Genomic DNA, 14,511 nt, shown 5'->3' with positions numbered 1-14,511 from the left:
AGACCTCATGCGCCGATCGTTGTCTCTTCGTGAATCCAGGGTGGATTGTCAGTGCCTCGACCTAGGCTCCGAAGCGTACTCGGACATGGAGGTCGAGGCGATGGTCGATGACCGCTGGCAGTGGTACCCGCCTGAGGTGGAGGGCTGGTTGGGCGCCCTGTGGGGCAAGTCCGCTGGCAGGGCCGGAGGGACGGTCAACCTCCTGCTGTCGCACATGCTGGACACGGCGGCGGTGGCGGAGATCGTCTGGGACCGATACCTGCCGCCGGTGACGCGGCGGCGTCTGGACGCCGTCGCGGGCGGGCCGGGCAAGGGGCGACGGCTGTTCGCCTGGCTGTGCGGGATCCATGACTGCGGCAAGGCCACCCCGGTGTTCCAGTGCCTCGACCCCGCTGGCGAGGCCGCGGTCCGCCAGGCGGGCCTGAGCTGGGACAAGTACGCGGTGAAGGGGGTGTCCTGGCGGCACGACAAAGCCGGTGCCCGCGTGTTGAGGGCGCTGCTCACCGAAGCGACGTGGTCGAAGGAGCAGGTCGGTTGGGTCTGGCCGCTGGTCGCAGGCCACCACGGTCTGATCCCGACCCTGGGGCAGCTGAGCCCGCCGAAGAGGAACGAGAGGCTGCAGGGAAACAGTCGGCCCTGGAAGCTCGCGCAGTCGGCGCTGGTGGAGGTCTTCTCCCGGGAGCTCGGCTACGAGGGCGACGCGCCGCTTGCCGCCGTCGAACCTCTGGAGGTGCCGAGCCGAGCGGTGCAGCTCCAGCTGTCCGGCTTCGTGGTGATGGCGGACTGGATCGCCAGCGACGAGCGGCACTTCCAGGGAGTGCCGGACCTGGCGGCGGTAACGATGCCGCAGGCGCGGCAGCGGGCCACGGCAGCGTGGGCGCAACTCGGCCTGCGCGGTGGGTGGGGAACGCTCCCGGTGCCCGGTCCGGAGGCGTTCCGGGACCGTTTCGGCCACGGGCCCAGGCCTTCGCAGGAGTTGGTCCTTGACGTGGTGCGCCGGATGGGCGGGCCGGGCCTGGTGATCGTCGAGGCTCCGATGGGGGAGGGGAAGACGAAGGCGGCGCTGGCGGCGGCCGAGCTGATGGCCGCGCGGCACGGCGCGGACGGAGTGTTCCTGGGCATGCCGACCCAGGCGACCGCAGACCCGATGTTCACCCAGGTCCGGTCGTGGCTGCGCGAGGTCGGCGACGGCCTGGAGGACCAGGTCGCGCTGCTGCACGGCAAGCGTATGGTCAACAAGCAGTGGCGCGCCCTCCTGGAGGGCACCGGTGAGTGGGGGCAGGACGCCGACTCCTACTTCTCGTCCGTGGGGGAAGACGAGTTCGGGATGTCGACCGACTGCTTCGACGGCTGCGAGGGCGGGGAGCGCAGGGTCCCCGCCGAGTGGTTCCTGGGCCGTCGCCGAGGTCTGCTGAGCCCGTTCGCGGTCGGCACCATCGACCAGCTCCTGTACGCCGCGACCCGCACCAAGCACGTGATGCTGCGTACGGCCGGCCTGATGGGCAAGGTCGTGATCCTCGACGAGGTCCATGCCGCCGACGTCTACATGTCGCAGTTCCTGCTGGAGGGCCTGTGGTGGCTCGGACAGGCCGGCGTGCCGGTGGTGCTGCTCTCGGCGACTCTGCCGCCCGAGCAGCGGCGTGATCTGGCCGCCGCCTACCTGGCCGGCACGCAGTCCGCGGAGGCCCCGGCGGCGCCGGAGCTTCCAGAGCCGCAGGGCTATCCGAGCGTGACGGTGGTCTGGCCGGGGCGGGACGGGCAGCCGGAGTTTCTCGTGGAGAGCACCGAGTCGTGGCGCCACGATCTCCAGGTACGGGTCGAAGTGCTCCACGAGCAGCCGGCGGAGACGGATGCCCGGGCCGCGGACGACGGCGCCGGGCCGGCGGACGCCGCCGTAACCGACTACCTGCGGGAGCGGCTCGCCGACGGCGGATGCGTGCTGATCATCCGTAACACCGTGGCCCGCGCTCAGGCCACGTTCGACGCCCTCCACAAGGAGTACGGCGCCGACGTGCGGCTCCTGCACGCCCGCCTGCACGCCGGCCACCGGGCCGACCGGACCCAGGAGGTGCTGGAACTCCTCGGCCCGCCGAGAGAAGGATCCGACCGCCCCGACAGGCTGATCGTCGTCGCCACCCAACTCGCGGAGCAGTCCTTCGACGTCGACGCCGACCTGCTGATCACCGATCTCGCGCCCATGGACCTGCTCCTCCAGCGCATCGGCCGCCTCCATCGCCACGACGGCGTCAAGCGCCCCCACGCGCTGTCCCGGCCCACCGTCGTCGTCACCGGCATCGGCCTCGACGACGACAAGGCGCCGTACATCCTGCGGGCCTCCGAGGGGATCTACGGCCGCTACCTCCTGCTGCGCACGGCCGCCGAGGTCGAGCGGGCGGCGACAGCCGGCGGAGGCACGTGGAGCATCCCCGGCCGGGTGCCGGACCTGGTTGCCCGGGTCTACGGTACCGACGCCCTTGTCCCCGCCTCCTGGACCGAAGCGCAGGACGATGCCCAGCAGGCATGGGAGAAACGGCAGAACGAGCGCCGCGATGCAGCTGGCGAATACCTGCTCACCCGCGCCGGGGAGCACGGCTCGCAGACCCTGGCCGGCCTCCACTACGGAACCCGAAGCAAGCTCACCGAGGGCCAGTTCGAGGCGCTCGTCCGGGACGGGGACCGTAGCGCGGAGGTCGTCCTGGTGCGCCGCCTCGGGGAGGACGACTTCCGTGCAGTGACGGGCCGCAGCCTCGGCCCGAACGGCGAGGTCGCGGCCGAGGTGGTGGACGACGTGCTCTCCGGCACGGTACGCCTTCCCGCCAGGCTGACCGAAGCGGCCGAGCAGGCGCTCGGGCCGCTGTCGGGCTGGCGGGACCATCCCTGGCTGCGCCACAGCCTGGCCCTGGAGCTCGACAGACAGGGCGAAGCGGTCCTCGGTGACTTCCGGCTGCGCTACGACGACCTGCTCGGCCTCGTGGTGAGCGGAGGCAGACCATGGCGGTAGGGGCCGTGTGGGCGCAGCGGACGCAATGCCGCCCCGCCCACACGCCCCCAACCCCGCGAGCGCGGGGCCGACATACGGTCGGCACGAGGCCGGAAACACGGCCAGGAGCCATCCCCGCGTACGAAGTTCGCGAGGCCGATGGGCAATTCAAGCATTCGCACCCCAACGGTCCTCCACCAGTGCCACGATGAATCAACAACAAGCTAAACAGGGCCAGTTGGGAGATCAGCGCGTGCCTGGGTACAACCTTGTCGACGAACCATGGCTGGCGGTGCGCCCCGTCGTCGGCGGGCCTCCCATGAAGCTGGGGATCGCCGAGGCCCTGGCCCGGGCCCACGAACTGGAGTGCCTCGTCGTCGAGTTCTCCACCCAGCTGCCGGCCGTCCTGCGCCAGGTTCTCTTGCCCGTCGTCGCCCACGCCACCGGAACACCCCGGGACTTCGCGGAGAAAGGCGAACGGCTCACCCGGAAGGGCGGGTTCACGAAGGCAGAGCTGGGCAGCCTCCGGATCTACCTCGACAAGCACCATGCGAAGTTCGACCTCTTCGACCCGGTCGATCCCTTCGCGCAGGTCGCCGGACTGCGGACCGCCAAGGACGAGACGAAGGGCTCCGCCGCCCTGGTGGCGACCGCGGCGAGCGGCAACAACGTCCCGCTGTTCGCCAACCGCAGCGACGCGGACCCGCTCGACCTGACGCCGGCCCAGGCCGCCCACTGGCTCCTGCACGCCCACTGCTGGGACACCGCCGCCATCAAGACCGGCGTCGTCGGTGACGACCAGGTCAAGGCGGGCAAGACCACGGGCAACCCGACCGGCCCGCTCGGCCAGCTCGGCGTCATCGTCCCCATCGGGCGCACCCTGTACGAGACCCTCCTGCTGAACCTCCCCATCACCCCGCCCGAGGTCCTCGGCGTCCCGCAGTGGATGCGCGGCCCGCACGAACCCGCCTGGAAGCCCCGTAAAGCCGAGGGCCTCCTCGACCTGTGGACGTGGCAGGCGCGGCGGATCCGCCTCATCCCGCACCAGGACGAGACCGGTCGGCCGAGGGTCGCGCGGGTGGTCGTCAGTGCCGGTGACCGGCTCACGCCGATGTCCGAGCAAGAGCCGCACACCGCCTGGACGTTCACCGCGCCCGCCAAGAAGTCCGCCGCCGCCCTGCCCGAGCGCAGGCCGCGCCGCCACACCCAGGGCAAGGCCGCCTGGCGCGGCCTGGACGCCCTCCTCGCGCCCACCCGCCAGAGCTCCGACGGCGCCTTCGAGACCAGCGTCCTGCTCGACGAGGTCAGCGCCCTGCGGGAGGACGGCCGGCTCCCCGCCGACTACCCGCTGCAGGTCGAGACCTTCGGCATGGTCTACGGCACCCAGTCCGCCATCGTCGAGGACGTCATCCACGACGCCATCCCCCTGCCCTTGCTCGCCCTCCACCAGGACAGCGAGGCCCACCAGCTCCTCCTGGACGTGGCCGAGCAGGCGGAGCAGCTCGCGAAGGCCGTCAACAACCTCTCCGCCGACCTGCGCCGGGCCGCCGGCGCCGACCCCATCCCCTGGGACAAGGGCCAGCGCCCCGGCGACCTCCTCCTGCACACCCTCGACCCCCTGGTGCGCCGCCTGCTCGCCGGCGTCCGCGACGCCGGAGCCGACGACGACGTCCTGGAGCGGGGCAGGCTCGCCTGGGAGGAAGTCGCCCACCACCGCGCACGGGACGCGGCGAACGAACTCCTGCTGGCCGCCCCGGCCACCACCTTCACGGGCCGCACCGTCACCCCGGCAGGCACGTCGGGCAAGTCGGGCAAGTCGCAGACCTACAAGCTCGGCACCGCCGGCGCCAACTTCCGGCACCGGCTCGACGAGATCCTGCCCCGGTACGCCGACGCCGTCCGGGAAGCGGCCGCCGCCCGCGCCGCCGGGACCGGACCCGCCCTCGAACCCGATCCCGCCCCTGGAGCGGACCTTGACGACTGAGCACACCACCACCGCCAAGCAGCGCCGGTACTGGGACGAGCACACCGCCCCCGACCACACCTGGCGTCTCGACCCCCGCACCAAGCAGCCGCGCCGGCCCCCCGGCGAGGACCTCGCGGCCCTGCGCTCCGGCCTCGGCCGCCCCGTCATGGACAGCCCCAAGATGTGGCCGCTCTACAGCTGCGAGGTCAACGACGTCCTCGCCCTGCGCGACGAGGTCTCCGACGAGCAGAAGGCCGAGCACGCCGCCCTCGCCCTCTACGGCCTGCACCAGCAGAGCCAGTCCAGGCCGATGCACCGCCGCGGCGTCAAGCTCGGCGAGGCCCTGCGGGCGCTGCGCCGCAGCGGCAAGTTCAGCGAGGAGGCGCTCGACACCCGCGTCGCCCAACTCGCCGGCGCCACCAGCGTCTCCGCGCTGCTGGTCCACCTGCGCGGCCTGGTCACCCAGCTGCGCACCGTCGGACAGCCGCTGGACTACGACCACCTGATGGCCGACATCCAGGCCTGGCACCACACCGACCGGCGCCCGCAGGTCCGCCTCAAGTGGGCCGTCGGCTACCAGGCTTGGAAGGACAAGGCGCCCGCCGACTGATCGCCCGCCGACCGATCGCACGCCGCCCAATCGCACGCCGACCTACGCCCGGATCACCACCCTTCGAGGAGCAGCGCATGACCGACCGCCTCTACATCGACGTGCACATCCTGCAGACCGTCCCGCCGGCGAACCTCAACCGGGACGACAACGGCAACCCGAAGGAGGCCTACTTCGGCGGCAAGCGCCGCTCCCGCGTCTCCTCCCAGGCCTGGAAGCGCGCGACCCGCATCCACTTCGCCGAGAGCCGCGACCGGCAGGACCTCGCCACCCGCACCAAGCGGATCGCCGCCCAGCTCTCCAAGGCCATCGCCGAGCGCACCGGCCTCGCCGCCGAGGACGCGCAGCGGATCGCCGACGCGCTGATCAAGTCGACCGGGATCTCCGCGGGCAAGAAGGAGGGCGACACCGCCTACCTGCTCTTCTACGGGCGCCGCCAGCTGGACGCCATCGCCGCCCTCGTCGCCGACACGGCCGCCGACCTAGCCGCCCTCGACGCCAAGGCCCTCGACGAGGCGGTCAAGGCCCTGCCGGTCAAGGAGCAGCTGCAGACGGGCCACCCGGCCGACGTCGCGCTCTTCGGCCGCATGGTCGCGGACATCCCGGGGCTGAACGTGGACGCCGCGACGCAGGTCGCGCACGCGATCTCGACCCACGCCGCCGAGCTCGAGTTCGACTACTACACGGCGGTCGACGACGAGAACGCGGCCGACGAGACGGGCGCCGGCATGATCGGCACCATCGGCTTCAACTCGGCCACGCTCTACCGCTATGCGACCGTCGGCCTGCACCAGCTGCGGGAGAACCTCGGCGACGACAAGGCCACCGTCGACGCCGTCGACCTGTTCGTCGACTCCTTCGCCCGTTCGATGCCGACCGGTTACGGCAACTCCTTCGCCCACCGCACCCGCCCGAGCCTGGTCGCCGTCGTCGTGCGCGCCGACCAGCCGGTGAACCTCGCCTCCGCGTACGAGAACCCGGTCCCGGCGAGCCGGGGCATCGTCGCCGAGTCCGCGCGCCGCCTCGCGGGGGAGTTCGCCACCGCCACCGAGCAGTGGGGCGACACCCCGCTGTACGTCGGCATCTGCCACACCCTCGGCACCGCCGACGCCGACGAGACCGGGCAGCAGCTGGCGGAGGCCTTCGGCGCGAACCGCACCTTCCCCGAGCTGCGCGAGGGCCTGCGCACCGCGCTCATCGAGCGGGTGAACGACAACTGATGCCCGCCGACCCCACCCCCACGACGGTCCCGAAGGACGAGGCGCAGGCGGTCCTCGTGCTGCGCCTCGCCGGGCCGCTCCAGTCCTGGGGCGACCGCAGCGCGTTCAACCGCCGCGACAGCCGGCCCCAGCCGACCAAGTCCGGTGTCGTCGGCCTGCTCGCGGCCGCCGCGGGCCGCCCGCGCGAAGCGGACATCACCGACCTGGTCGGCCTGCGCCTGGGCGTGCGCATCGACCAGCCCGGCACCCTGCTGCGCGACTACCACACCGTCAGCGACTACCGGGGCCGGCCGCTGCCGCAGGCCGGGGTGAACGCCAAGGGCCTGCAGAAGCCGACCTCCCCGGCCAAGGACACCCACGTCACCCACCGCTACTACCTCCAGGACGCGGTGTTCGTCGCCGCCGTCCAGGGCCCGGCCGCCCTCGTCGAGACGCTCGCCGAGGCGATCCGCCGCCCCGCCTTCCCACTCGCCCTCGGCCGGCGCTCCTGCGTGCCCACCCAGCCGCTCGCCCTCGGCGCCGTGCTCGACGGCACCCTGGAGGACGTCCTCGCCGACGAGCCCTGGCAGGCGGGCGACGCGGCCAAGAGCGCCTACCGGCGGCGGGCCGAGCGAGCCGCGGAGCCGTTCTCGCCGCACCGGATCGACCTGGCCGCGACCTTCGACGACCCGTCGGGCGACGACACCCTCCAGGACGTCCCGCGCTCCTTCGACCCCCGCGAACGCGGCTTCTCCACCCGGCGGATCCGCCACGCGTGGCTCACCGTCCCCACCGGCCTCGCCCCGTCCACCACGACCGCGCAACCGTCCGCCGCCTCCGCCGGCCACGACCCGTTCGCCCTGCTGGGCTGGTGACCCGATGACCTACCTCTCCCGCGTCCGCATCAACCCGCTGCGCGCCGCCAGCCGCACCCTGCTCGCCAACCCCCGCGCCCTGCACGGCGCCGTGACGGCCGGCATCCCCGACACCGAGCCCGGCGACCGGATCCTGTGGCGCCTGGACGCCGACCACCCGCGCCGCCCGATGCTGCTGGTCCTCACCCCCTCCAAGCCGGACTGGACCCACATCGTCGAACAAGCGGGATGGCCGGACGCCGACGGCGAGCACTACGCGATCCGCGACTACAGCCCGCTGCTCGGCCAACTCGCCGTCGGCCGCGAGTTCGCCTTCCGCCTCAAGGCCAGCCCCGTCCAGAACACCTCCAAGCCCGAGAAGCCCAGCGCTCACCACACCAAGAGCGCCGCCGAACTCCACCACCGCTCCTACCGCTTGGCCCACCGCACCGCCGCCCAGCAGCTCGCCTGGTTCCTGGACCGCACCGAGCGCTGGGGCTTCACCGTCCCCGAGGCCCGCACCGACCACCCGGCACCGGGCCTCGAACCGTCGGACTCCGACGCCCCCGCCGACGCGCGGCCCGCCCGTGAGGTGCGGATCACCGACCGCAGCCGCAGCAGCTTCACCAAACCCGGCACCCGCACCGCGGTCACCCTCACCACCGCCACCTTCGAAGGCCGCCTGCGCATCAGCGACCCCGGCCTCCTGCAGACGGCGCTCCTCGGCGGCATCGGCCCGTCCAAGGCCTACGGCTGCGGCCTGCTCACCCTCGCGCCGCTGCCCGCCGGAGCCCGCTGACCGATGGCCGACATCTGGTGGAAAGCCCACCCCCACGACCTGCACCGCCTCGCCGACCGGGTCTCCAGCGTCTACGTCGAGCGCAGCCACATCGACCGCGACGAGAACGCCGTCGTCGTCATCAACAATCGCGAGACCGTCCGGGTCCCGGCGGCGATGGTCGCCGTCATGCTCCTCGGCCCGGGCACCCGCATCACCCACGGCGCCGTCAACCTCCTCGCCGACTCCGGCACCACCGTGTGCTGGGTCGGCGAGCAGGGCGTGCGCATGTACGCCGCCGGCCTCGGCCCCAGCCGCGGCGCGGCCCTCCTCAACCGGCAGGCCTGGCTGGTGAGTCGGACGAAGGAACGCCTGGCCGTCGCCCGGACCATGTACCGCATGCGGTTCCCCGGCGAGGACGTCAGCACCGCCACCATGCAGCAACTGCGCGGCCGCGAGGGCGCCCGCATCCGCAAGCTCTACCAGGCCGAAGCCCGCCGAACCGGCGTCCCCTGGAACGGGCGGGTCTACAAGGCCGGCGACGCGTACGCCGCGGGCGACGACCTCAACCGCCTCCTGTCGGCGGCCAACGCCGCGCTCTACGGGATCTGCCACGCGGTCATCACCGGCCTGGGCGCCAGCCCCGGACTCGGCTTCGTCCACACCGGCCTGGCCACCTCGTTCGTCCTCGACATCGCCGACCTCTACAAGGCCGAGTACACGATCCCCCTCGCCTTCGACCTCGCCCAGCAGGGCCACACCGAGGAACGCGACGCCCGCCTCGGCCTGCGCGACCGCATCGCCCAGGACAAGCTGCTGGGCCGCATCGTGAACGACGTCAAGACCCTCCTCAGCCCGGAGGGCACCGAGATGCCCGACGTCGAGAACGAACTCTGGGACGAACGCGTCGGCACCGTCCAAGGCGGCGTCAACTGGGCCGGCACCGAAGGCCCGCCGGTCCCCGCCGCCTCCGACCCGGGCATGGGCGACGACCACCTGGCCATCATCGGCCCGGAGTTCACTCGGGACACGAGCAGCCCATGACCGTCATCCTCCTCATCGCCGCCCCCGAAGGCCTCCGCGGCCACCTCACCCGCTGGATGGTCGAAGTCAGCGCCGGTGTCTTCGTCGGCACCCCCAGCCGCCGCATCCGCGACCGCCTCTGGGACCTCCTCGCCACCCGCATCGGCGACGGCCAAGCCGTCCTCGTAGAGCCCGCCACCAACGAACAAGGCTGGACCGCCCGCACCGCAGGCAAGGACCGCTGGAAGCCCGTCGACTTCGACGGACTGATCCTCTCGGCCCGCTCCCGCCGATAGACCCGCAGGTCAAGAAGTGTCGGCCCCGCACGTGCGGGGATAGCTCCGGAACCTTGCCAAGGTAAACGGCCGGGCAGTCGTCGGCCCCGCACGTGCGGGGATAGCTCCCCGGAGACGGAGCGCTTCGGCCGGGAGCTGTTGTCGGCCCCGCACGTGCGGGGATGGCTCTGCCGCCGGGCAGATGATTAAAACCGGCCTGGCGTCGGCCCCGCACACGCGGGGATGGCTCCCATCGCGCCACCTCTCGGCTTTCCTTCGGAAAGGCCATGAGGTGGCGGTTTGTTGTAGTTGTAGGAGATATGACCGATCTGTCACCAGCCCTCGCCATGCACCTCAAGTCGCATGGCGATAGTCGCGCAGGACCTGCCCGCCTCGACGCGAGCGTGGATCCCGGGCGCGATCGAGCCGCACTTCACGACGGCGGCGAGAACGGGTCGATAGGCTGCGGATATGCGTTCCGTGGTGTTCGACATTGGCGAGACCCTGACCAGCGACACCAGGTACTGGGGTGATTGGGCCCGGTGGCTCGGCGTCCCCACTCACACGATGTCCGCGCTGGTCGGGTCCGTGCTGGCCGAGGGCCGCGATAACGCCGACGCGATCCGGATCATCAGGCCGGGCGTGGATGTGGCCGCCGAGTGGCGGGACCGGCAGGCGGCCGGACAGGGGGACTATCTCGACGAGTCAGACCTGTACGCGGACGTCCGTCCTGCGCTGGCCCGACTGCGCGAGGCTGGGCTGTGGGTGGGCATCGCGGGTAACCAGAACTCGGTGGTGTCGGATCTGCTGCGCGGCCTTGACCTGCCGGCGGATGCCATCGCCACCTCTGCCGAGTGGGGCGTTTCCAAGCCCTCGCCGGAGTTCTTCGAGCGGGTGATCGAGTGGGCGCCTGGTGAGCCTGACGGGATCGTGTACGTCGGTGATCACCCGGCGAACGACATCACTCCGGCCCGGGCGGTCGGCCTTCGGACCGCGCACCTTCGCCGCGGTCCGATCGGGCTCACGACCAGTGCGCCTGCCGCAGACTGGACGGTCAACTCGCTGACCGAGCTGGCCGACGCGCTGATCGGCCAGTAGCAGAACCGCCTCGGCGGCGTGCCCGCCGAGGCGATCCGGTCCGGCGCCGGAGGGGTGCCGGTACCGTTCCGAGTGCGACCACGGAACGGAGCCACTCTGTGCCCGAAATCACCGCCCTGGGCCTGCGGATCGAAACAGCGCGGCACGCAGCGAAATTGACGCGTCGTCAACTGGAAGCGCTGTCCGGCGTCTCGTACAGCACCATCCGCAAGGTCGAGCGCGCCGAACGGTGGCCAGGCGACGGCATCCTGGAGGCACTGGCCCACGCACTCGGCCGCACCCCGGAGGAGCTCCTGGACGGCCCCGGCCGTACCGACAGCAGAGTGCACGCGGCCGTCCCTGCACTGCAGCGCGCGATCGCCGCGTACGACCTGCCAGAGGACGGCCCGGTCCGCCCCCTTCCGGAGCTGGCGGCGGCCGTCGACCGAGCGGTCGAGGACCGGGTGCAGTCGCAGTACGCCCGGCTCGCTGAGGACGTGCCGGGCCTGCTGGCGGAGCTGTTCCGTGCGGTCGATCAGGCACTCGCCGCCGACCGCGCCCAGGCCGCCCGTTGCCTCGCGCTGGCCATTCGGTCAGCGGACGCGGTGGCCTACAAGTACGGGTACCGTGATCTGTCGGCCAGGCTGGTCGAACTGATGCGGTGGGCTGCCGCGCTGGCCGCTGATCCCGCCCTTGAAGCCGCAGCTGCCTACGTTCGCATGGAAACCTTCTTTTCTGCCAACCAGCTCGACCCCGGCCTGCGGTCGCTCAGGGCCGCCATCGATCGGGTGCCACCGCTCAGTACGGAGCCGCTCATGGCTGCCGCAGCGGCCCTGCACATGCGGGCCGCGGTGGTGGCCGGCCGCATGCGGCGGCCCGACGATGCCCGGGAGCACCTGAGGGATGCCGAGGCGCTGGCCTCCCGGGTGAGGGAGCAGCTGTACGACGGCACCGCCGTGGGTCCGGACAGCCTGGAGATCCACCGCCTGGCGGTGGCGGTGGAGTTGGGTGAGCCGGGTGATCTGCGGGAGGCAGTGGATGCCGCGACACGGTGGGCGCCGCCGTGGGACCTGCCTGCTGAGCGCCGCTCTCACTACTACATCGACCTCGGAAGGGCCCAGGTACAGCTGGGCCGACCGCAGCACGCTGCCGATAGCCTCCTGGTGGCCCGGCAGATTGCGCCGCAGCACGTCCGCGAGCACGGGCAGGTACGGACCGAGCTGGCGACGATGGTCCGGCTGACTCGCGGACGCGATGCCCGGGTGATGGCGCTGGCCCGGTGGGCGCGGGCCGTGTAGGGAGCCGGGGTGCCACAGGTTGTGGCACTTCTGGGGGCAGTGGCCGGGGATCGTGGTCCGTGTGACAGGGACACCGAACGAGATCGCTGTGGACCCGGCCACGATCAGCCCTGCACGTCTCCATGGCGAGGCGTGCGTACGGTGCGGCTCCCCTGAGCCGCCGCTGATCGCGGCCGGTCACGTCTACACCCCGACCAGTGCTACCTCGGCTCCGCTCGGCTGGGCCGTAGTTGCGCACCTGAGCTGCATGGAGGAGCAGTGACCTTCCACCTGCCCACCGTTCAGCCCGCAGCCGCTCGTCGTCCGCCCCGCGCGGCGCCCCCGGGCGACGCGGACGCGACCTGGGCCCGGACGCGGCGAGACGAGCACCGGTCCGTCGCCGGCGGCTGCCCCCGCTGCGGCCTGCCGTGGCCGTGCCCCGCCGCCGCGGACGCGCGGGAGCGCATTATGGAGAACCGGTGACGGAGCAGACACAGAGCCAGATCGACACCCAAGCCCCGGCCGACCCTCGCGAACGGGTGTGCGGTCACTGCCGCACCTGCGGCCAGTACGGCCTCGGTACCTACGACGGGCAACTCGGCGCGAGCCTCTACGACTGGATCGCCGACCACGTCGGGTGCCTGAAGCGAGACGCGGAGGCGAAGTGGTGACCGGCGACGCGGATGCGTCCTCTGCCTGGATCACCGCAGAACTCGACCAGGCCCGGGCCGTACGGAGGGACGGGCGGCGGACCCTGTACTCGGGGGGCAACGTTCCCGTCCACGCCGGCCAGGAGCTCTGGCTCCGAGCGGTTGCCGCAGCCATGGTGATCAACGAGGGCAACGAGTGAGCGCCGTCGGTGGGATGCCTGGCGGGGCACAGGATGAGTGGGGGTTGTGCACTGGCTGCTGGACATGGGTCAGGGGCCCGGTCCTGAGGGATATCACGGCGTACACCTCCGAGGTGGCCCACTGCCAGCCGGACGCCTCCCCTGATCCGAGTACAGGAGGTCTGCAGTCACTGCCCGCAGGGCTGGCCGGCGGACCTCCTCCGGGGCGACCTGCTCGGTGAACGTCAAGGCTGCGACCGTGTGGCGATGATCGCCGAGGTGGTGTCACATGCGCGTGCAGTCCGGGCCGTACCGGGCCCGGCGCTCTGGTGTCGGCAGCCGCCCCGGGGCGATCCGTGCCGCGTACGGGACGCCTCCATCCGGGGTGCCCACAGAGTGCGTCATGAGTGCAGCCCTGCCCGACCGCCCCGAGAAGCAGAACCCGGACCAGGGCACCCTGCAGCCCGGTAACCTGCCGCACGGCGACCAGCCCGGTGTGCGGGTCGGGCGCCACCTACCAGACCATGGACGGCCGGTGGGGCTGCACCCAGTGCGGCTCGACCTGGGCCTGAGCGAGCAGGAGGGCGGCAGCATGCCGATCTGCGCCGAGTGCTGCACAGCGGATGCAGTCATCGAGGACCTGGACGTGGACCCCCCTCGGCCGTGGTGCCTGGGGTGCGCCACCGCCCTGGTCGCCGCAGGTGACCCGGTGATCAACTACCGGGCCCTGACGGCCTCGGCAGCCGACTACTCGCGTACCCTGACCGCCCGCAGCACCGCGACGTTGCCGTTCGGTTAGCTGCCGACCGACCACACGACGAACGCGCCCTCGCCCGGCCGAAGCCGAGCGGGGGCGTGGTAGTTCAGAGGCGGAGCCCAGCGAGGACAGCCACCAGCGCGGCCAGCAGCCCGAGATGATCCCGACGATCGAGGACACCGGCTGTACCTGTAGCCGGTCCGCCAACCGTACTTCGTCGGCCGCAGTCCGGGCCCGCTCACCATTGACCAGGCGCCGCTCTTGGTCGGCGAGCGTGGGTGCTGTGGAGTAACTCCCGCTAGCGCGGGGCCGACGCAGGCCGGATCCATGGTCGATGAACTGGCGGAGAGCAACCCCCGCGAGCGCGGGGCCGACCGCCCGGGCCTGACCGGGCACCACCGTCCCGAGGAGCAACCCCCGCGAGCGCGGGGCCGACCAGAGCCGGACCGCCCACCTGGTCCAGGTCGGAGCAACTCCCGCGAGCGCGGGGCCGACGGTGGCATTGCCCACATCCACGCTCCGTCGGAGGAGCAACCCCCGCGAGCGCGGGGCCGACAGTGGCCCCGCGTCACCCGGGGCTGGACGGGCGGAGCAACCCCCGCGAGCGCGGGGCCGACGATCGAGAGGGTAGTAGGACTTCACGAGCTCGGGAGCAACCCCCGCGAGCGCGGGGCCGACGTCGGGGAGGGGGTGCATCGGGGTGCTCGGGGGGAGCAACCCCCGCGAGCGCGGGGCCGACGGCGAGCAGGTGCTCTCCCCGGATCTCGGTCGGGAGCAACCCCCGCGAGCGCGGGGCCGACGTCGGTCAGCCCTGACGGTCGCCGGCGACGTAGGAGCAATCCCCGCGAGCGCGGGGCCGACCCGCTGGAGCTGCTCGTCCAGCCAG

Annotated in this window: 12 protein-coding genes and 1 CRISPR repeat array; all 12 genes read left to right on the top strand. The window is 72.2% G+C overall.

Going from position 1 to position 14,511, the window contains the following annotated elements; genetic code table 11:
• Window positions 1–85 precede the first annotated feature (85 nt).
• On the top strand, window positions 86–3,001 hold the full coding sequence (locus AE652_RS02195; RefSeq protein ID WP_053111936.1) for a CRISPR-associated helicase/endonuclease Cas3: 2,916 nt from the start codon (window positions 86–88) through the stop codon (window positions 2,999–3,001).
• Between the two features lie 232 nt (window positions 3,002–3,233).
• Complete coding sequence (gene casA, locus AE652_RS02190) at window positions 3,234–4,964, top strand: type I-E CRISPR-associated protein Cse1/CasA (RefSeq protein WP_082345168.1); 1,731 nt, start codon at window positions 3,234–3,236, stop codon at window positions 4,962–4,964.
• Window positions 4,954–5,556: a type I-E CRISPR-associated protein Cse2/CasB gene (casB, locus tag AE652_RS02185; protein WP_049649353.1), complete on the top strand. Its 603-nt coding sequence runs from the start codon at window positions 4,954–4,956 to the stop codon at window positions 5,554–5,556. The genes casA and casB overlap by 11 nt, the downstream gene beginning before the upstream one ends.
• Window positions 5,557–5,633: 77 nt before the next feature.
• Complete coding sequence (gene cas7e, locus AE652_RS02180; RefSeq protein WP_049649352.1) at window positions 5,634–6,776, top strand: type I-E CRISPR-associated protein Cas7/Cse4/CasC; 1,143 nt, start codon at window positions 5,634–5,636, stop codon at window positions 6,774–6,776.
• Window positions 6,776–7,630 (top strand): type I-E CRISPR-associated protein Cas5/CasD, encoded by an 855-nt coding sequence (gene cas5e, locus AE652_RS02175; RefSeq protein ID WP_049649351.1) that lies wholly within the window; start codon window positions 6,776–6,778, stop codon window positions 7,628–7,630. The genes cas7e and cas5e overlap by 1 nt, the downstream gene beginning before the upstream one ends.
• A 4-nt stretch (window positions 7,631–7,634) precedes the next feature.
• Entirely contained in the window at window positions 7,635–8,408 is a 774-nt protein-coding gene (gene cas6e, locus AE652_RS02170) for a type I-E CRISPR-associated protein Cas6/Cse3/CasE (RefSeq protein WP_049649350.1), read from the top strand.
• A 3-nt stretch (window positions 8,409–8,411) separates the two neighbouring features.
• Window positions 8,412–9,431, top strand: a complete 1,020-nt coding sequence (gene cas1e / locus AE652_RS02165; protein WP_049649349.1) for a type I-E CRISPR-associated endonuclease Cas1e — start codon at window positions 8,412–8,414, stop codon at window positions 9,429–9,431.
• Window positions 9,428–9,706: a type I-E CRISPR-associated endoribonuclease Cas2e gene (gene cas2e, locus AE652_RS02160; protein WP_049649348.1), complete on the top strand. Its 279-nt coding sequence runs from the start codon at window positions 9,428–9,430 to the stop codon at window positions 9,704–9,706. The genes cas1e and cas2e overlap by 4 nt, the downstream gene beginning before the upstream one ends.
• Before the next feature lie 450 nt (window positions 9,707–10,156).
• The gene (locus AE652_RS02155) at window positions 10,157–10,783 is read left to right on the top strand and encodes an HAD family hydrolase (RefSeq protein WP_049649347.1); all 627 of its coding nucleotides are present in this window, start codon (window positions 10,157–10,159) and stop codon (window positions 10,781–10,783) included.
• A 98-nt stretch (window positions 10,784–10,881) separates the two neighbouring features.
• Window positions 10,882–12,060 carry a helix-turn-helix domain-containing protein gene (locus AE652_RS02150; protein ID WP_049649346.1) on the top strand — a complete coding sequence of 393 codons (1,179 nt, stop codon included), beginning with the start codon at window positions 10,882–10,884 and terminating at the stop codon, window positions 12,058–12,060.
• 458 nt (window positions 12,061–12,518) lie between these two features.
• Window positions 12,519–12,710 (top strand): hypothetical protein, encoded by a 192-nt coding sequence (locus AE652_RS02145; RefSeq protein WP_049649345.1) that lies wholly within the window; start codon window positions 12,519–12,521, stop codon window positions 12,708–12,710.
• A 561-nt stretch (window positions 12,711–13,271) separates the two neighbouring features.
• Window positions 13,272–13,667: a hypothetical protein gene (locus AE652_RS02135; RefSeq protein WP_159028320.1), complete on the top strand. Its 396-nt coding sequence runs from the start codon at window positions 13,272–13,274 to the stop codon at window positions 13,665–13,667.
• A 243-nt stretch (window positions 13,668–13,910) separates the two neighbouring features.
• A CRISPR array of direct repeats spans window positions 13,911–14,486; the repeat unit is 29 nt; unit sequence GGAGCAACCCCCGCGAGCGCGGGGCCGAC.
• Window positions 14,487–14,511 lie beyond the last annotated feature (25 nt).

Source organism: Kitasatospora sp. MY 5-36 (assembly GCF_001182915.1).
Classification (GTDB): Bacteria; Actinomycetota; Actinomycetes; order Streptomycetales; family Streptomycetaceae; genus Kitasatospora.
The sequence above is the reverse complement of the archived record's forward strand: the minus strand, read 5'-3'. Positions and strand labels throughout refer to the sequence as shown.

Bases quoted from the DNA above. Each gene is read 5' to 3' on its own strand.
- AE652_RS02195 (WP_053111936.1), top strand. From the start codon at position 86: ATGGAGGTCGAGGCGATGGTCGATGACCGCTGGCAGTGGTACCCGCCT.
- cas7e (WP_049649352.1), top strand. From the start codon at position 5,634: ATGACCGACCGCCTCTACATCGACGTGCACATCCTGCAGACCGTCCCG.
- cas5e (WP_049649351.1), top strand. From the start codon at position 6,776: ATGCCCGCCGACCCCACCCCCACGACGGTCCCGAAGGACGAGGCGCAG.
- cas6e (WP_049649350.1), top strand. From the start codon at position 7,635: ATGACCTACCTCTCCCGCGTCCGCATCAACCCGCTGCGCGCCGCCAGC.
- cas1e (WP_049649349.1), top strand. From the start codon at position 8,412: ATGGCCGACATCTGGTGGAAAGCCCACCCCCACGACCTGCACCGCCTC.
- cas2e (WP_049649348.1), top strand. From the start codon at position 9,428: ATGACCGTCATCCTCCTCATCGCCGCCCCCGAAGGCCTCCGCGGCCAC.
- AE652_RS02155 (WP_049649347.1), top strand. From the start codon at position 10,157: ATGCGTTCCGTGGTGTTCGACATTGGCGAGACCCTGACCAGCGACACC.
- AE652_RS02135 (WP_159028320.1), top strand. From the start codon at position 13,272: ATGAGTGCAGCCCTGCCCGACCGCCCCGAGAAGCAGAACCCGGACCAG.